Annotated in this window: 11 protein-coding genes; 6 read left to right on the forward strand and 5 right to left on the reverse strand. The window is 49.9% G+C overall.

All coding sequences use genetic code 11. The features are described 5' to 3' along the window. Positions 1 to 181 precede the first annotated feature (181 nt). Entirely contained in the window at positions 182 to 1,798 is a 1,617-nt protein-coding gene (locus ACIQT8_RS20940; RefSeq protein WP_400969190.1) for an ABC transporter ATP-binding protein, read from the reverse strand. Here ACIQT8_RS20940 and ACIQT8_RS20945 point away from each other — a divergent pair. The 3 genes from ACIQT8_RS20945 to ACIQT8_RS20955 all read left to right on the forward strand — a co-directional run bounded on the left by ACIQT8_RS20945 (position 1,797) and on the right by ACIQT8_RS20955 (position 4,802). After that, the gene (locus ACIQT8_RS20945) at positions 1,797 to 2,090 is read left to right on the forward strand and encodes a hypothetical protein (protein WP_400969194.1); all 294 of its coding nucleotides are present in this window, start codon (positions 1,797 to 1,799) and stop codon (positions 2,088 to 2,090) included. The genes ACIQT8_RS20940 and ACIQT8_RS20945 overlap by 2 nt on opposite strands. Positions 2,091 to 2,405: 315 nt before the next feature. Next, positions 2,406 to 3,713 (forward strand): glycosyltransferase, encoded by a 1,308-nt coding sequence (locus ACIQT8_RS20950; RefSeq protein WP_400969197.1) that lies wholly within the window; start codon positions 2,406 to 2,408, stop codon positions 3,711 to 3,713. A 192-nt stretch (positions 3,714 to 3,905) separates the two neighbouring features. Then, positions 3,906 to 4,802, forward strand: coding sequence for a class I SAM-dependent methyltransferase (locus ACIQT8_RS20955; RefSeq protein WP_400969200.1), 897 nt, complete (start codon positions 3,906 to 3,908; stop codon positions 4,800 to 4,802). 109 nt (positions 4,803 to 4,911) lie between these two features. Here the strand turns inward: ACIQT8_RS20955 and ACIQT8_RS20960 are convergent, their stop codons facing one another. The 4 genes from ACIQT8_RS20960 to ACIQT8_RS20975 all read right to left on the reverse strand — a co-directional run bounded on the left by ACIQT8_RS20960 (position 4,912) and on the right by ACIQT8_RS20975 (position 11,601). Beyond that, on the reverse strand, positions 4,912 to 6,078 hold the full coding sequence (locus ACIQT8_RS20960) for a glycosyltransferase family 9 protein (protein WP_400969203.1): 1,167 nt from the start codon (positions 6,076 to 6,078) through the stop codon (positions 4,912 to 4,914). Between the two features lie 210 nt (positions 6,079 to 6,288). Further along, on the reverse strand, positions 6,289 to 7,494 hold the full coding sequence (locus ACIQT8_RS20965) for a glycosyltransferase family 9 protein (RefSeq protein ID WP_400969206.1): 1,206 nt from the start codon (positions 7,492 to 7,494) through the stop codon (positions 6,289 to 6,291). A gap of 65 nt (positions 7,495 to 7,559) precedes the next feature. After that, the gene (locus tag ACIQT8_RS20970) at positions 7,560 to 9,230 is read right to left on the reverse strand and encodes an HAD-IIIA family hydrolase (RefSeq protein ID WP_400969209.1); all 1,671 of its coding nucleotides are present in this window, start codon (positions 9,228 to 9,230) and stop codon (positions 7,560 to 7,562) included. Between the two features lie 115 nt (positions 9,231 to 9,345). After that, positions 9,346 to 11,601 carry a hypothetical protein gene (locus tag ACIQT8_RS20975; RefSeq protein ID WP_400969212.1) on the reverse strand — a complete coding sequence of 752 codons (2,256 nt, stop codon included), beginning with the start codon at positions 11,599 to 11,601 and terminating at the stop codon, positions 9,346 to 9,348. Positions 11,602 to 11,825: 224 nt separating this feature from the next. On the opposite strand from ACIQT8_RS20975, the gene ACIQT8_RS20980 reads away from it, so the two are divergent. From ACIQT8_RS20980 to ACIQT8_RS20990, 3 genes are all read left to right on the forward strand, one after another. After that, on the forward strand, positions 11,826 to 13,379 hold the full coding sequence (locus ACIQT8_RS20980; RefSeq protein ID WP_400969215.1) for an ISL3 family transposase: 1,554 nt from the start codon (positions 11,826 to 11,828) through the stop codon (positions 13,377 to 13,379). A 920-nt stretch (positions 13,380 to 14,299) separates the two neighbouring features. Next, a complete protein-coding gene (gene rfaE1 / locus ACIQT8_RS20985; RefSeq protein ID WP_400969218.1) occupies positions 14,300 to 15,778 on the forward strand; it encodes a D-glycero-beta-D-manno-heptose-7-phosphate kinase in 1,479 nt (492 codons plus the stop codon). A 484-nt stretch (positions 15,779 to 16,262) separates the two neighbouring features. Continuing rightward, positions 16,263 to 17,516, forward strand: a complete 1,254-nt coding sequence (locus tag ACIQT8_RS20990; RefSeq protein WP_400969221.1) for a TylF/MycF/NovP-related O-methyltransferase — start codon at positions 16,263 to 16,265, stop codon at positions 17,514 to 17,516. Positions 17,517 to 17,901: the final 385 nt, after the last annotated feature.

A 17,901-nucleotide genomic window follows, 5' to 3' on the forward strand; every position in this document is an offset into this window, starting at 1 on the left:
AGCGGAAGCTGTCACGATTTGCCTATGTTTGCCAAGGCCCTGAAAGGGCCCGGTCGAAGCCTCGACGATGGAAATTGAAAGCTAATCGAGAGACGCTCTTTAATACAGATGCACTCGATCAAAGTCTCCATAAGGAGAGACGAGGAAACCGGGCGGCAGACATGCCGCCCGAAATAGAGAGTCAAGCGACGTCTGCGTCGAACTGGATGCTGTGTAGGCGCTTGTAGAGACCATCGGTAGCAAGCAACTCGCGGCGGCTGCCTTCTTCAACAACTTGACCGTTGTCCATTACGACGATCTTGTCAGCGCGATTGATCGTCGAAAGACGGTGAGCAATCACGATCGAGGTCTTGTTCAGTGTCAGGCGCTCGAGAGCATCACGAACGAGAGCTTCAGATTCGGAGTCCAGCGCGCTCGTCGCTTCATCAAGGATAAGAATGTCTGCATTGCGGAGCATGGCGCGGGCAATGGCGACACGCTGACGCTGACCACCCGAAAGACCCGAACCGTTTTCACCGAGCCTGGTGTCATAGCCCTGCGGCATCTTCATGATGAAGTCATGCGCGTTGGCCGCCTTCGCTGCTTCGATGATTTCCTCTTCGGTCGCATTGTCGCGGCCGACAGAAATGTTGTGTCTGACGGTTCCGGAGAACAGGAACGTTTCCTGACCGACATAGGAAACCTGCTCTCGAAGGCTTGCGAACGATGCGTCGCGCAGATCCATGCCGTTGATCTCAACGGATCCGCTTTGTGGATCGTAGAGACGCATCATCAGATTGATGATTGTCGATTTACCACTGCCAGACGGCCCGACCAGAGCGGTCATCTTCCCACCTTCGAAGAGGACGCTGACGTCCCTGAGTACCGGCTGACCCGCAACATACTCGAAGCTGACGTTCTTGAGAGCAACATCACCGCTTTTCTTGGGGAGAGGCAAGGCGTCCTTCTTCTCAGTGAGGGTCAAGGGAGCATCCAGGACCTCAAACATCATGCGGACACCGATCATACCGCCTTCGATCTGAACTCGCATGCGCGCGAGACGCTTGGCCGGTTCGTAAGCAAGGAGCAAGGCGGTGATAAATGCCATCAAGTCGCCGGGTGAACCACCTTTTTCGAGAACCGTGTAACCGGAGACGGCAATGACGACCGCAATCGCAAGTCCGGATAGTGTTTCCATGATCGGACTGGTCGCGGCCTCAAGCTTGGCGATGCCATTGGCGCGTTCCTCCACATCGGACACTGCCTTGTTCATGCGCTGACGCATCAATTTCTCCAAAGAGAAAGCCTTGATGACGCGAACACCGATACTTGTTTCTTGTACGACGTTGACGATTTCGCCGAGAGAAGCGAGCTCCGCCTCCATAATTTTGCGAACCCGACGGAGAACAAGACGGACACTGAAAATCGCGAGAGGCCCAATGATCATGGAAATCGCGCTCAGAAGGAAATTCTGTGCAAACATTACGATAATAAGGCCGACAAGCGAAAAGAGGTCTCTAACGAACGATGTTACTATCGTGTCTATGACGCTGCGAGCGGCTTGCGCGTTATAGGTCACACGAACCAGAAGCTCCGAAGACGGTAGATTTTGAAAAAAGGAAACCCCCTGTTTCAAAAGCCGGTCATAGATTTTACGCTGTTGCTCTGCGACGATGCTGTTTCCAGCTTTACTCAGATAATAGCTCTGCACAAAGGTCGCGAGGCCCTTTACGATAAAGATTATGGCAACTGCGAAAGCGATCTCGAGAACGACGTCGAAACCCTGCTTAAGATAAACGCTGTTGACAATATCACGCATGATCCAAGCGCTGAGCGACGTTGTGGCCGCGACCACAACCATCGCCGCGATTGCGGCAGAGTACCAACCAACATGTTTTTTGAAGTTTTCTTTGAAAAGCCGCGTCAGCAACTTCTTGTCGTTTGGCGACAAAAATGATCCGATCACAATTTTGTTCCTGTTTGATTTAGGTCGTTTGTACCACGCAAGAAAAGAACTGCAAATCCGGCCTTTGGCCTCGGTTCGCTTTCCGCTTGAAACGGGCTTTGCAAGTCCCATGCATTCATACAAAGAACTTTACACCTCTTCTTAATGCCGAGGTGCCGTCGATGTTTTCGTAGTTTGAAGTGCAAATAAAGAGGCTGCGACGTTGTGTCAATCGCTCTCGAGGCGAGGCGTGCATACAGGGGGCTCCTCCTAGATGCCGCAACAACTTGCGTCAAGACTGAATCTGTTTATGGATGAGGATACTCTTGCAGCCAGTATCAAGTCAGAAATAGCACTTTTCGGAGGCTTTACGCCATTGTAAAAGGTGTGCCGGCGATGGGGCGACGCGCATGTGTTGCGCCTTGTATCTTAAAAAATGCGTCCGATGCTTGTCGGTTCGTGGTAGCAGACGGGACAGTAAATGCCTGAGATATTCTTCGATTTGTCGGAGTTGTTTTTGAATTCCGGTGTGAAGTTCAAATATTATGGGATCTCCAGAACCGTTATGGAGGTCGCATATGAACTTTCATCATTAGATAAGTCGGTTAGATACGTCATCTATTCGCCGTTGCACGGTCGCTTCTTTGAAGTCTTTCCACGGATTGGTGATGAGTCCCCGACAGGTGTCCTTGACCCCAATATTCCAACGACCGCGACCCCATTGCGTCTTAGGCAGAATGTCTACGATACAAACATATTTAAAAAAGTATTCTACAATATAGCTCGCAAGGTCGTTGACCGTCGGAATAGAATACGCTGGAAGTCTGTGCCAGACGGTGCGATTAAAGAGGTGAATCTCGACGGACAAATTTTGGTGTCACTTGGACGTCCAAAAATCATCTCGGACTACATTATGGCATTGGGTAAGCGTGGGGAAAGGCCTGTTTTTGTACCTCTTCTTCACGATATGATTCCGTTGCATGACTTTACTCACCGCAACCAATTCGCTTTCCCGCGAAATTTCCTCTACGACAATCAGGTAACGATAAAAGCTGCCTCATTAATCTTGACGAACTCAGAGTTCACTGCAAGCGAGGTGCGACATTTTTCCCAAGCTGGGATACTGCCAGCGGTTCCGGATGTTGTCGCCGTTCCATTATGCCACGAACTGCGACCAACAAACGAACGAGTTGATAAAGTCGCTCCCGGAGAGCCATATTTGCTCTGCGTGGGAATCTATAATGGCCGAAAAAATCTCGAATGTGTCGTGGAGGCGATGCTAAATCTTAGCGAAAATGGTGTCGAAGTTCCGCTCCTCGTTCTCGCTGGCGCGAGACGAAAGCGAGTAGAGAAATTTTTGAAGAAAGATCGATACCGAGCCATTGCAAATAAGTTTCGGTTTGTTCTCAATCCTAACCAAGCCGAGCTTCGCTTACTCTATGAGAAAGCTTTTGCGCTGGTCCTGCCCAGTCGAATGGAAGGTTGGGGCCTACCGATAAGTGAAGCTTTGTGGTGCGGCACGCCTTCTGTAGCGGCTGATGTCCCTGCTTTGCGGGAAGCTGGTGGTGATTTGGCGCTTTACTTTGATCCAGAGCATCCCGAGCAATTGGCGATAATTCTTGGACACCTATTATCGACGTCGGAATACTATGCTCAACTCAAACTGAAGATTGCAGACGCTCATCCACGCATGCGAACTTGGCGTGACGTCGCTGCCGACGTGATGAAGGCTGTTCATGGTGTAGGTGCGCCAACTCAGACGCAGGGTATGCCGTCAGGTGAGATTTGAAAGTGTATCGTGCTGCTGGAAACACAGAGCAGCGAGGCAACAACTTGGTTCGATAATTCGATAGGTGATGCAAGTATGTGCTCGTACCTATGATTGTCGAGGCTTGTTGTGAAGTTTGGGAAATTGAGTTCATAGCTTAAGAAATGTGGCGGAGTTCTTTTCCGCCAACTAAAGCGAGAAAACGGTTACATAATGATTGATCAGAGATTCTATTTTGAATTCGAGCAAAAGTATCGCGGCACGCGCGCAGAAGTTGGTAAGCGGTTGCTTGGATACTCTGCTCTACTGGATGCATTGGAAGCTTCGGGCCTTTCCAAGGTAAGTGTCGATTATGGTTGTGGCCGTGGAGAGTGGTTGGAGATTCTCTCGAGTCGAGGATGGAATGCCACAGGCGTGGATTCAAATATTGAAATGCTTCGACCGGCAGAGTTAGACGGTCTTAAAATCGTTGTCAGCGATGCAGTTGCTCATATTAAGTCTGTACCCGACGCATCCCTTTCTCTAGTGACTGGGTTTCATATCGTCGAACATCTTCCGACGGAGGTTCTACACGAACTCGTAGCAGAGAGCTTTCGTGTTCTTGCGCCAGGAGGGATGATAATATTGGAGACACCCAACCCGGAAAACCTCTTAGTGGGATCCAATCGTTTTTACATGGATCCGACACATATAAACCCGCTGCCACCAAACTACTTGAAGTTCATTGCAGAGTTTTCTGGATTTTCTGATGTCCACGCAATAGGGATAAATCAACCCTCGCTTCGCTTTAAGTCTGGCATTGCCGGAGCACTCTTGGAGTTGACCGAACTTTTTCCGGATTACTCGGTAGTGGCGCAAAAAGAATGCGATGACTCTTCAATTGCGAGGTTGTCAGATGTTGTGGAGAGAGAGTTTAACGATAATTCTCCTTATACATATCTTCCGCTCGACCGTCTTATCGACCGCATGCATGCCTTGGAGAACAATATTGAGGAGACCCGTTCAGCACTGGCAACATTGCAGGATGAACTCGTGAATGTTAGAAGAAATCTACCGAAAGAAATATTCAGACGGAATGTAAGGAAGTTTAAGGCGCTTCTAGGGTTGTAAACGTCTTACTACTAGCTGAAAGTTTTTTTCGCTGATAAATTTTGAAGCGCTAGGTTCAACCGCTTGTCTGCCTCTGTTTATTAAAAGACGAGGGAGACGACAGTAACTTTTAAGATTGATTCGATTTCGGATCATTTTGAGTATTTGTTATGCGTAATGCCGCATCTATTACGCGGTCGACAGAAATACCTCGCATACAGGCGTGGCCACCAACACATTCTTTTAATAGTGAAACCCCACACGGTGAGCACGGCACGATATTGGTGACTGTGATCGTTTTCTCGCCTTTTGCTGCAAACCTACCAATCGAAGTCACTCCGGCATAAATGCAGACAGTGGGGACCCCAAGACACGCTGCCATATGTGTCGTACCTGTATCGTTGCCGACATAGAGGGACAGCTTTAAGAGCACGCTCGGCAGGTCCGCCAGGTCGATCTTGGCTGTGAGGTTTAGAACTCGATCTCGGGGCAATGCACTTTCAATCGCGCTGTGCTTCTCGATCTCGTCAGGGCCTCCGACCAGAAGGCAAAGTGCGTCATTTTCGACAATCAGTTGATTGATCAAAGTCAGGAAATACTCTTCCGGCCAATCTCTCGTCTCAGCTCCGCTACCGCAATTAATGCCGACAAGATAATCTTTGCTGCCGCGACCAAACTCGTTCAACAAGGTTTGGGTGTCTGGGTCTATTGATTGAGTTAGATTTAGGAGGGTGGATTGGGCCAAAATGCTATCTTTATAGTACCCCGACACTTCCCTAGCTAGCCTGTTCATCAAAGTCGACGCATGAATGTCTTGCATTTGGTTTGCCCAAGATTGCTTTCTCGGGAAGGGTGGCTCGATGTCGAAGGTGGTATGTCCTTTTTTTCCAGCATAGGCCGCTTTTGTATGGGCATCTATCGCGAAAATGTAGCCTCGCTGGTCGTCCTCGACTCTTAGGTCAACTGCTAGGTCGAAATGAGGTAACAGTTCCGCGACCGATTCGAATTCTCTGCTGCCGGGTTGGCTCGATCCGATGTTGGCCGGTATAAAGTGGATTACGTCAAAGAGCCGTGTCTGTTCGGCAAATGTTTGGTTCCAAGGCCCAGCCAATAGATGGAGTTCAGCGTCGTGAAAAGTCTCGCGCAAATGGGTCATGGCTGAAAGCGCTAAAACAAAATCCCCGATTTTGTCTGGCTTAATAACAAGAATCTTCCGAGGCTGTCGTGGAACAGAAGGCCCGGCATTGAGAGTACGAGGACCGAACAGACCGCCTCTTCCGCGTAGAACAATTGACATACGCCTTGTCTTTGCCCGCAACCATCGACGTGCAAATTTCCAGAGTTGCCGTAATGGTCCGCGTTGTAGGTCAGCACTGCGCATTATTTAGTCCAGGAAAGAAAAAGAAAAATACTGCGAGTAACAAGAAATAGCCTTTTCCGCGCGGCGGGTTAAAAAGGAGGCTTTGCGGGATCGTGTTGCTCCGAGTACCAGATTTTCAATTCTGTCTCAGGCGAATTGTGTCAAGAGGAAACGCGATTCTTCCAAGACCGAGTTGACTCCGATCATAGAACGGCATTTCAACCCGTTCGGACAACGGGATTCATCGAAATCCAGACCGCAACCTGCACACTCGACGTTGGCAGAAATCATACTTACTTTTGGTCCGACGAAACCCCAAATGTCTGGAAGGTGAGATGCAGTATAAATTCCGATCGTTGGAACGCTCAATTGAGCCGCTACATGCCCTGCACCTGAGTTGTTAGATATGACTAAGTTCGCTGCGGCGAGGGCCGAATAGAATTCGTCGCGGCTCAATGCATCTTTCAGAACAAATCGCTCATTTGACACCAGATCCTGCTGAAGACCACTCACAGCAACGATTTCGTGTACCCGTAGATTTTTACCGTTACAAATCAAATGGATATCTGCGTTTGTTTTGTCCAGTAGTGCAAAAATCAATTCCCGATAACGTTCAAATGGCCAATCTCGTAGAGCCGAATTGGAAAACGGAACAACGGCGACAACTGATCTTCCCTCCTTTTTCAGAGGAAAAATATTTTCAGACACGTCTTCGATTGACGTCGTGTTTTTGCTAAGCTCAGAATTAGCATATGCATAATTGATTATGCGTGAAGCATTAATTGCGCAATGCTCCATTTTTTCAGTGAAACTCTCTCGGGTTTTTCGCTCTTTCTTTTTAAAGCCAAGTTTTGACAGTATTCGATATTTTCTTTTTATTCGGACGCTTAAAGGTGTTTGGGGAAGAGAGTATCTAAACTCGCCTTTCCTATCCTTATAAAAGGCAAATTTCTGCTTTGCCTTAAGGCCCTCAATTATAAAGCGCGTATCGTCTGGGACTCGAATGTCGATCGCTAGATCAAATTCGCCTAGGCTAATTGCATCTCGAACCACGTTTTGCGCAAAAATACGCGCAGCCGCATCCACTTTCGCCTGTTCCGGAAAATAATCCAGTGACACGATCTCATCGGCGACATTAACAGCCTCCGCTACAGAAAGATTCCACGAACTGACTGCAAGGGTAATGTGTGCTGATCCGAACAACAACCGCGCTTGTCTAAGTGCCGGTAGTGACATCCAGAAATCGCCTATATGGCCTAGATTCATGATCAGAATCCGGGCCGTGGTTTGCTTCCGCAACGGTGTCCAGGTCCTATGATATTTCAGGCCGCCGATGGTCTCTTGAGAGTACATGCCTTGTATCCGCCCTCACGCTTTAGATGTCGAATTCACTGCCACAAAAGAAAGAGCTATTCTGCTCATAGTCGTAGTGATTTGACGAAATCTAAGAGATTGTCACCAGAGAAGAGATGGCCTTTTACACCGGCTTTTTCCGCTGCCATAATATCAGTATCCTTGTCTCCGATTAGAATGCTGTCCTGCTGCAGGATAGGCCATTCGTCCATGATACTGAGTAGCATACCCGGCGACGGCTTTCGCCACGAATGCTCACCCCTGAAAGCTTCGTGTTTTGCGTCGGGATGAAAAGGGCAGAACCGGACGTCGTCGATTCTTGCTCCTCGTGCTTTCAGTAAATTCTCAATGTGGGCATGAACCAGGATATAGTCATCGACATCGTAAAAGCCGCGGCCGATACCCGATTGATTTGTAACAATGAACACAAGATACTGTTTTTCATTTAGATATTTTATTGCTTCGGCAGCACCAGGAATGAGCTGTATCTCGTCTGAGGATTTCACATAGCCCGTGTCATAATTTACAACTCCATCACGGTCCAAGAAGATCGCAGGCTTTGCACCATTCGACCGTCTGAAATAGTGATGCATCTCCTCGATGCTACAAACGATATGATATAGGCTGGAGGCCGGAGCAGCCTCGTCTATAAACGTTCCATCCTCATTAATCCTGTCTTTCCAAAGCCCTTTAACGGGAACATCGAGGAAGCTTTTCAGGCCGCTGGCTGCGTCCGCGACTTTCTGGAAAGCATGATCTCTGCTCTCAGGATCCGCCGCGATGTCAGTCATTGCCAGCCACGCCTTAATTCGCTCCGTCTGCTGCCAAAGTCTAGACCCTCGATCGTGAGGTGTTAAGTCGTCAAGTATAGAGTTGAATGGGAACCCATTTTCATTGATCCCGCGTGCTTCACCAATTTCCACTAGTCTTTTGGCGGCAGTGATCGCGTCTTTTCTCCCCCTCAGGCGTGCCCATCGCATCAAAAGCCAAGCCCATTCAAACTGATGTCCGGGCTCAACGAGTCTTCCGTCCAATCCAGGCATCGGGTTCCATTCTGCATCGAAGAACTCTCTTAATGCACCATTCGGACCTATAAAGCGGGTTAGAGCCAGTTCGGCAATTTCGTCCGCAACTTGTCCCCACAATTCGCTGCCGCTCGACGGCATATAGTCGAGCCACGCCAGACAAGCCTCAAGGAGGTGCATGTGGGGGTTTGAGCGTAATGGCAATTTAGGCGGTATGGCTTCTTCGAAGCCAGCGGTGGGATGTTTCCAGCCCGCAATCATAGCCTGAAGACAGGTCAGCGCCTGACGCTCGATAGTCGCGCGATTATCCGAATTCGTATCGCAGGCCGCCCAAAGCCCGAACAACGCGAATGCGTGATCGTAGAGATCGAACTCCTCAATATTTTGCTGTCCCGCCAAATCTATGACTGACTTCATGCTTCCATCAAGCTTGAAGCATTTCTGGGTCATGAATGTCCAACCGTGATCGACGAACCAACGGCCGTCGCTAGGCCAACCCATTCGCACGGCCGCGGAAAAGCTGTAGATTTGCCGGCCGGTGACACGAGTGCGTCGGCCAGCGTCGATTGCTTTTCCGGTAAGATCAATCTTCTCGTGAAAACCGCCACGTTGACGATCGCAGCCTTCGCTTCCCCATAGAGGAAGGGCGTGTTCGAACAACCAAGTCTTTAGATCGTCATATTCTGTTTTTGCATTTGAAAAACCAGACATTTTATCTCCACATGACCTTCTAAAGGCGAAAAACTCGATCTGCGCCTGAGAACACACTCCAAGCCCTATCATCTAGGAACAATTTTCTTGTTCAAATCGTTCCTTGACCATAACCCTACCCGCAGGGTGACGGTTTGATCTGCAAAGATTGAATGCCTATCATCGTCTTGCGCGCGCGGTAGCTTGCCTTCACTCGCTCGAACCAAGGCATATCCGCTGTAGTCTGGCTGACCGTCATATACATCACGTTGCCTTGCCAATCGTCTTTGCCTATACGCGCGATAAAGCTAGCGCTCGCCGTATCGCTCTCAATTGGCCATACAGTTTGCGTGGAGCCTACTTTAAGAAAGAGTTTCGTATTTCGGTTCGGGCGATCTGTCCTATTAATCAATTGCGCTTCCACGCTCACGCAAATCTCGCTCTGGCGCAAATCGAATAGTGGCAGTGCAATCTTGCCTTCGCTTCTTTTCAAATACCCACCCACTTCGTCCACATGCCAGACTCTGTCCTCGCCGTAAAGCATCATACGATCATCGGTTTTTCTGAAATCTAGTGCCAAAGTGTTTGCACAATCGAATGGACGCGACGCACTGGTGCGCTTCCATAGTTGCCTAAGGGTATCTTCATGACGTAGTACCCAAAGCGATACGTCTGGTACTGGAAGTTGGTCATAGGCGCGCTTTTCGACAACGATGTCGGTGAAGCCCATGCATGCCGCATTCCGATCCCATCCCGTCTTTAGCGGCTCTCCGATATTTATACTACCGAGCTTTGATGCCACTTGCGCAGTCACGGACCCATAACTCCAGCGCGGCATCTCGTCGGCATTGGTTGTCGGAAAGACAATTGGTAGCAGAAGATGCTGGTATGGTGCGAAGTTCTTGATATCAGGAACTTCAGGAAAATTTGCATATGGCAACTGCAGTACAACGGTCTCCGGCGTGGCGGCCATCTTGCTTACCAGGGTTTGCGCCGATTGGAGGTTGAGTGCAGATTCAGTCGTTATGGATCGATAATATTGGGCCCAGTAGTCGTATCTGCCAATCCCGTTGAAGCCGACGATCACGATCAATGCAACAACGACCGCAGATGTGCTCTTGAAAGCATATTTGATGAAGCCATAAAGCAAAATCATCGCAAACAGGTTCATGAATGGACTGATTCTGTTCTGAGATCGAAGAGCTGGTGTAATGAACTCACTGAACAGGAACCCGTAACCAAACGGGACGGCGAACAGTATAATAAAGAGTATAGCGACGGCGCTCAGATCCAAAACCGCCCTAGCTTTTCTGTCGTTTTCAAACCAGCGTTTTACGAATCCGCCAGACGAGAGCGGTACGAGAAAAGGCGCAGCAAGCGCGAATAGAGTGACGAACGGCCCTGAGAACGCGTCAAAGCCCTCGATAACTTGCCTCCACTCGGCATAGGCGGAAATAGTACCGGATTGAAAGGGCATTAATGGATTGTAGCGGTTGTTTGAATACTCAAGCGCGGCATCTGCGATGCGTAACGCCGCCGCTGGTTGGTCGAAAGCTGTCCTAGTGGGTGAAAAAACGGCCGGGTCCAGTAATATCTGAGGATAGGCGATAAACATGCCGACAGAGAAAATTATAATTGAAACGATAATAACCGCCACCGCGCGATATGGCAGTTCAATCGTTCCTGTGAGTATTTTATAGAAAAGCAAGAATGAAAATATCGCGAGAAAGAAAAAGGTATAATAAACTCCTGAAAACAACACGATGAAAAGGCAGAATGGCGGAAATACATAGAATTGGATGACGTATATGAATGTATTTTTCGAACGTACTATTGAGTCTTTCGCCAGCAGGGTGAAGATAAGCAAAACGGCGAGAGCGACGGCGTAATCTGCATAAAGAAAATTATGCCCGGTCAACCGTTGTATGTAAGCGAAGAACGCGGTGCAGAAGGCCAGTAGGGCGGATTGCAACGGGCTTCCCGTCAGGGAAAGAAAAAGCAGATAACTGGTACAAAAACCTAGAGTTGCGGCGGCTATATGAAAGGCAGTCCAGATTTCGAACGGCGAATGGTAAAATTGTGCAAGTGCCTTGATGAGGAACAATTGCGTGAAATCGAATGTTGGAAAATAAGAAAAATTCAGACCGTCTGGAAATGCCAGAAACGGTATATTGACGAATCCTTCGCCGAGGATCGCAGACTTGGAAAAAAGCAGCAAAAACAGGGCGTCGCCCTGAACGTCAGGAGGGCTGTCGAAAGCTACTCTCCAAAAACCCGCCGCAGCCAGCGTTCCCCATATCCCAATTAGAGCGCAAGCAATAGCCCATGTTACAGGGCGTTGATGAGCAAAAATTTCAAACCATCGGCAAAGTTTTTGAATGAGCAGTCGCATCGTTTCCGCAAGGCTTGATTTTATAGAGCGTGACTCTCGTTATCGTAGCGGGTCATCCAAAGCAAGGTTGGCGGTGCCGATCAACCGCAATTGCGCATATTGCAAGTCGATTTGTCAATCGGCGCGGAATGTTGACCCCTTATCGGCGTCCAATATTGGGTCTGACTCAATCTCGCTGATGTTCGGGATTCAATTGGCGTTATTTCCCGAGGAGAATCAGCGCCATGCGAGCCCAGTTCCGTCTCTCTGATCTTATCCCTAGCGAACTCGACGTTGAAAAGGTGCGTGATGCCGGTAACGCGATTATCGTCGCCGCCTCCGGTCGATCCCAAGATTGCAAATGCCCCCACTGTGGAACCGTCTCCCGTCGTGTTCACAGTCGCTATCCTCGGATGATTGCCGATCTGCCGTGTGCAGGCCGAAGGATCGAATTGCACCTGACCGTCCGACGCTTCGTCTGTAGTGTCGCCCATTGCCGACGAAAGATTTTCGCCGAGCGCTTCGGTGATGGTGTGATCCGCCCCATGGCTCGCCGGACGGCCCGTCTGGACTGCTTGGTCCGGCATCTCGCTCTTGCATTAGGTGGTCGCCCGGCGGCGCGTTTTGCTGATCGTCTTGGATTGCCGGTGAGCAATGACACGCTGCTGCGAACCGTTCGCCGACATGATCGCCCACCGCCACCGCCACCAAGCGTTATCGGCATTGATGACTGGGCGTGGCGTCGCAATCATCGATACGGCACAATCATCTGCGATCTGGAACGGCGAAAGACTATCGCGTTGTTGCCCGACCGAGAACCCTCGACCGCCAGGGCTTGGCTGGTCGAGCAGCCGCAAATCGAAATCGTGGCAAGAGATCGCGGCGGCGGATATGCGCGGGCCGCTGCACAAGCCCTGCCACACGCCGAACAGGTCGCTGACCGCTGGCATCTGATGGAAAACGCCAGCCACGCCTTTCTTGATGCCGTTCGCAAGTCGATGCGCCAGGTCCGCATTGCAATCGGCACAGCAACTGTAAATCCAAAGCTTCTGACAGCCGCCGAGCGACTGCAATATGAGGGATATTTGCGGCGTGAAGAGGCAAACTCTGTCATTCGTGGACTCTTCGACGAAGGCGTATCCATCAAGGAGATCGTGCGCAGAACCGGGCACAGCCGAAAGCTGGTGCGCAGTGTCGTCCGTGGTCAGCGGACCGACATCTTTCGGGTCCGGCAAACTTGCCTGGAACCGCATCTCCCTTGGCTTGAAGCGCAATGGGATGCCGGATTGCGGAACGGCGCTGAACTTTGGCGACAGCTTCGATTGGTTGGGTTCGGCGGTGGTCTCCGTGTTGTCACCGAATGGGCAACGCGGCGAAGGCGTGCCGAAAAGGCCGAGAACGGACTCGGCCATGCGCCGGCCGCACGCACTATCGTCCGCCTGATGACGCTTGAACGCAACAACCTGACCAAGGCTCAAACGATGACAGTCGCCGCCATCGAAGAGAGGCTACCGGATCTTGTCGAGGCCAGGGACGTCGTCGAAAGCTTCCACAAAATGCTGCGCAGCAAGTCTAAAGATAATCTGGAAGCTTGGCTCGACCGCGCGGCAAGAAGCTTGGTCGCGTCATTCGCCAACGGCGTTATCCGCGACAGAGCAGCGATTCAGAATGCAATAACTTCGGTGTGGTCGAACGGCCAGACTGAGGGCCAGATCACCAAGCTCAAACTCATCAAGCGGCAGATGTACGGCCGCGGAAAGCTGGATCTGCTCGAAGCACGTATTTTGGGAGCACCTTGATGTCATCGAGATTGCGTCAGACCCAAAATTGGACGCCGATCACCCCGTCAGAGGGGTCAATATTCCACGCCGAAACACAGTCGATTGAGCGGTAAGCGCACCTCTCCAGTGTTCTATTGTCAGGCGCCCGAGCCATGAGCCATTTTCTGTGGCCATACTTGATATAGATGCAGCATCCATCGGGAGATGGTTGCTTTTTGCCCTGCAACCATTTGTCGATGTCGATTCTTTTTCATTTTTTGCTTAGACGCGTTTTCCAGTTTCCCTGAATACGGTATTTCCGTCAGCGCCGGGGTAGTCGCCTTCTATTGTCAAGGTCTCCCGATCTGTGAGGGCCTGAGCGTCTTCGGTTTGCGAAACTGCTTCTAAAGCCCGACGTGGAATTTCGAATACCTAGTCTCTTTTCTCTCGCACATCCAAATTCACATATCACTATGCGCGATAGTGCTGCTTAAACGACGGACGATGCCTTATTTTGCGTGAGACGATAGATGAGTATGGTGAAAAAAAGCAAACCCAAAATATTAACAGAATATTATGGCCTAGCCGTTCCCATAAGTGACAGTCTCCTGATGTTTCTCATATAAGGCAACGAGTATGACAGGAAGGAGTCAGAAGGATGCGGCGTTTGTGACAGCTATATGCCACTGCCGGGGGAGCGCGTGTCGCCGAGGTGTCGAGGAACCAATCAGTGCTACTTTTTCCTCGTGTCCATGCTACCGGGGTTATTGAGCCAACACCTCGAACAGTGAGTTGATCATCAGATCAAGCTTCGTGAAAGCTAGTGACGTTCTTTCTTGAAACTTCCATTGTTCCGCGATAAACGCTCGGCCGTGAAAGTTATTCGAGGCGAAGATTCGAGCGGAATAACAATGCACCAATCTCAAAGATCGTATCGGCGGTTGATAGGTGAAGGTTCTATGTCTGTAATAGAAAAGTTTGATTCCGCCAAGATTCTCTGCCTAGGAGACATCATGCTAGACCGGTTCGTGTCCGGTGTTGTCAAGCGTATATCTCCTGAAAGTCCGATCCCGATTTTATCCGAAGAGAAGATAGACGTTTTTGCGGGCGGAGCCGCCAATGTTGCTCGCAACATCTCTTCCTTGGGAGGGCGTTGTACCATCGTAGGAGTTGTCGGTAGCGATAAAGCAGCCGACACTATTCGGGAGCTTTTGGAAACCGACGACCGAATTTTGCCCAAGCTGGTGGTTGCTAAAGAAAGGCCAACCAGTGAAAAGACCCGCTTTGTAACCAACGGTCAGCATTTGTTGCGTGTTGATAGCGAGGTCTCTTCCGACATAGATGAAGGCACGGAAAACGAGATTTTCAACGTCATTGATGAATCCATGAGTGATCACGACGTGCTCATTCTCTCCGACTACGCGAAAGGAGTGCTGACCAAAGGCGTGCTCACGCGTATAATCTCTTTGGCGCGGGCCAGGAGCGTACCGGTTATTGTAGACCCCAAGTCCAAAGATTTTTCTCGCTACAGTGGATCGACCCTATTGACGCCGAACTCTACAGAGACGCGGGTCGCGACCGGTATTGATCCGCTCGATAATGAATCAGCGACTATTGCCGGCCAGGAGATATTGAAGTCGCTCGATCTTCAACATGTCCTAATAACGCGTGCGGAAAAGGGTATGACATTGGTGGGCCAAACGGACCCAGTGGTGCATATTTCTGCCGCCGCACGTGAAGTGTCTGATGTCGTTGGTGCAGGAGACACTGTTATCGCCACTTTGTCGCTGGTCATGGCCTGCGGAGGAAGTGTCGAGTTGGCAGCCCATGTCGCTAATACGGCTGCGGGAATTGTTGTTGGTAAGCGCGGAACCGCAACAACTACGCGATCGGAACTTATGGAGGAGTTGGCCAAGGAAAGCGATACGGGGCACACGCCTTCGTCTGTAAAAGTGCTTTCCTGGGAGGAAGCACAAGTCGTGTCGCGCTCCTGGCAAAATGATGGGCTTAAGGTCGGCTTCACAAATGGGTGTTTCGACATTCTTCATGTGGGTCACACTTCAATCTTGGATTTCGCAAGATCCCACTGCGACCGGCTGATTGTTGGCGTAAACGCGGACGCATCGATAAGCAGGTTGAAGGGGCCTGAGCGGCCAATAAACTCCCAAGATGACCGTGCGAACCTGCTGTCTGCCTTGGCCGTGGTTGACGCGGTTGTGATCTTTGATCACGATACGCCGAAAGAGCTTATCGACTTTCTCGAGCCGTCATTGCTTGTCAAAGGCGCCGACTACAAAATTGATGAAATTGTCGGAGCGGAAGCTGTGCTTGCGAGAGGGGGGGAAGTGTTGCGTTTTGAGCTCCTACCTGGCAAGTCCACGACAGGAATAATCAAACGCGCGCGAACATTGGACATTTCGCCCAAACACGGCGACTAAATTAAAGTCGAGTGTGAATAGTCCAGAGTTTCATAATACGCCCGTGTTGGATATCTGCTACTCCTTGAACTCGACGCGTGGCGGCTTCGCGTTCACAACGGGTTTGCCCTTGGGATTGTAGAACATTTTGACTTTGCCTCGCGTTATACTCGGTTTTGAGTTTGCTCCATTGGCGTTTTGATGTGCTCCCCGATTTGACCGGGCTCGTCGTCTGGATAACTTAAACCAACTAGCCGTTGATAAACCCTACGAGGGTTGGAGACAGTGGCGCGCAAATTGGTGGCGGGTGCTGCATTCGCTGGTGATTTTCTACGGCAGTGTGGTTGTAAGGCTATGCGGATGCGCATAGGTTACACAAAGACGCAATGCGTGATACGTACTCCTTGGTCGACAGCTTTTACGGGAAATATAGGTTGTAGTGTAGGTTAGCCGAGATTGCGAGCCAAAGACTGCATAACCAATATAAGCGCTTGGTGGAGTAAGAATGAAGTTTGTTTCGAATTGGTTGAAGAAGTTTGCTGGTTACTCTCGTAAGTCGGAGTTTGGTGATGCTTGGCCCCGCGATCTTCGTTCAGCCGTACCGCAGCGATACTCCATGAATTATCAAAGGTATAAGAATAGGGGAGATGCACTCCCATTAAAAAATCTGGTGAGCGGCTTTATTCATAACGAACAAGTAAATAAAGGCGATATGAACCGATTTTTTACGTTTTGCCTTGCGCGTGATCAAATAAAAAAAGAGGGTATTACTGGAGATATTGCCGAACTCGGGGTGTACAAAGGAAACACGTCTTACATATTGGCCAATTTTGCGAAGGACCTTGGACGAACGGCTTATCTGTTTGATACGTTCGAGGGATTTGATTCGAGAGATATCAAAGGCATTGACTCATCTATTCCGATGCAGTTTTCCGATACTAGTCTCGAAACGGTTCGCGACTTCGTCGGTGACAACAATACGGTTTATGTAAAAGGATATTTCCCCGATTCGGCGGCGCAAATTCCAGATAACCTAGAATTTAGCCTAGTTCATCTTGATTGCGACCTTTACAGTCCAATAATGAGCGCGTTGAGCTATTTCTACCCAAGAATGGCTGAGGGTGGATTTATAGTCTTGCATGATTATTCGAGCTTACATTGGGATGGAGCCGAGAATGCAGCTGACGAATTTTTTTCCGATAAACCAGAGTGCTTGATACCGTTAGCGGATAGTTGCGGTAGCGTAATTGTACGAAAGGCGCGGACATCCGATAAATTCGAAAATTGGCGAATTAAGAGGCTCCGCGATTCATCAGTCGACTCCTGGGTTCCTACGCAGCTTTTAAAAACTTATTTAAGAGATGGCTGGGGTGATGTTGAGGACTGGGGTGTATGGGGGGTTGGGGAGAGCCACACGATATCTGTTATAATTCCCTTTCGGCCTCAAACGGACATCAGATTAATTTTTGATGTCGATGCCGTCTTGCTTGGCAAACAAGTAGAGCAGAAAGTCACGGTTTTGTTGGAAGGGGAGGAGATTGCCGAGTGGGCTTTTACCGCTGAACATCAGCGCGGGAAACGGGAATTAATTATTCCTCTCCATACCCTTCAAGGATACCGAAATGCTGATTCTCCATCGGCGCTTTTTCTGGAATTCAGGCCTGAGTCATTTACACCTCCAAATGTTTTGGATGCATCCAACAAGGACACGCGGGCGCTCGGACTTGGGCTCCATAGTTTTAAGATAGAGACTGAATAGAAAACTGATCGCTTATTCATCCATAAGCACGCCTGCCCTGCGGCGCTGAGGACCGCGGGGCTGAGCTTGAGGAAGCTGGAATTTCCCTGAGTTTTTGCGGTTGAGCGCCGGAAAACTGGAAGCTGGACTATTCCGGCCTATCATGATGATAGGCTGCTTTTCCCCACCGCACTCACCGTATGAGTACCCGTTCAAAGGTAAATGCGACCTACGCCTCTGAAGACTTCGAGGCCCTTATCGAATTCACTTTTTCCCAGTGGGCATTACAAACGGAAAATCCCTGCTTCAGTGTAAGCATACGGTGAGGGCCGCAGGTCAGGCTGCTTGAGCGTCGACGGTCGGCGACGTCCAATTCCAAGGAAGCATTTGCTCCAGCCTTGTCATC

Source organism: Agrobacterium sp. NPDC090273 (assembly GCF_044772305.1).
Lineage (GTDB): Bacteria > Pseudomonadota > Alphaproteobacteria > Rhizobiales > Rhizobiaceae > Agrobacterium.

Bases quoted from the DNA above. Each gene is read 5' to 3' on its own strand.
- ACIQT8_RS20945 (WP_400969194.1), top strand. From the start codon at position 1,797: ATGATCCAAGCGCTGAGCGACGTTGTGGCCGCGACCACAACCATCGCC.
- ACIQT8_RS20940 (WP_400969190.1), bottom strand. From the start codon at position 1,798: ATGCGTGATATTGTCAACAGCGTTTATCTTAAGCAGGGTTTCGACGTC.
- ACIQT8_RS20950 (WP_400969197.1), top strand. From the start codon at position 2,406: ATGCCTGAGATATTCTTCGATTTGTCGGAGTTGTTTTTGAATTCCGGT.
- ACIQT8_RS20955 (WP_400969200.1), top strand. From the start codon at position 3,906: ATGATTGATCAGAGATTCTATTTTGAATTCGAGCAAAAGTATCGCGGC.
- ACIQT8_RS20960 (WP_400969203.1), bottom strand. From the start codon at position 6,078: ATGTCAATTGTTCTACGCGGAAGAGGCGGTCTGTTCGGTCCTCGTACT.
- ACIQT8_RS20965 (WP_400969206.1), bottom strand. From the start codon at position 7,494: ATGTACTCTCAAGAGACCATCGGCGGCCTGAAATATCATAGGACCTGG.
- ACIQT8_RS20970 (WP_400969209.1), bottom strand. From the start codon at position 9,230: ATGTCTGGTTTTTCAAATGCAAAAACAGAATATGACGATCTAAAGACT.
- ACIQT8_RS20975 (WP_400969212.1), bottom strand. From the start codon at position 11,601: ATGCGACTGCTCATTCAAAAACTTTGCCGATGGTTTGAAATTTTTGCT.
- ACIQT8_RS20980 (WP_400969215.1), top strand. From the start codon at position 11,826: ATGCGAGCCCAGTTCCGTCTCTCTGATCTTATCCCTAGCGAACTCGAC.
- rfaE1 (WP_400969218.1), top strand. From the start codon at position 14,300: ATGTCTGTAATAGAAAAGTTTGATTCCGCCAAGATTCTCTGCCTAGGA.
- ACIQT8_RS20990 (WP_400969221.1), top strand. From the start codon at position 16,263: ATGAAGTTTGTTTCGAATTGGTTGAAGAAGTTTGCTGGTTACTCTCGT.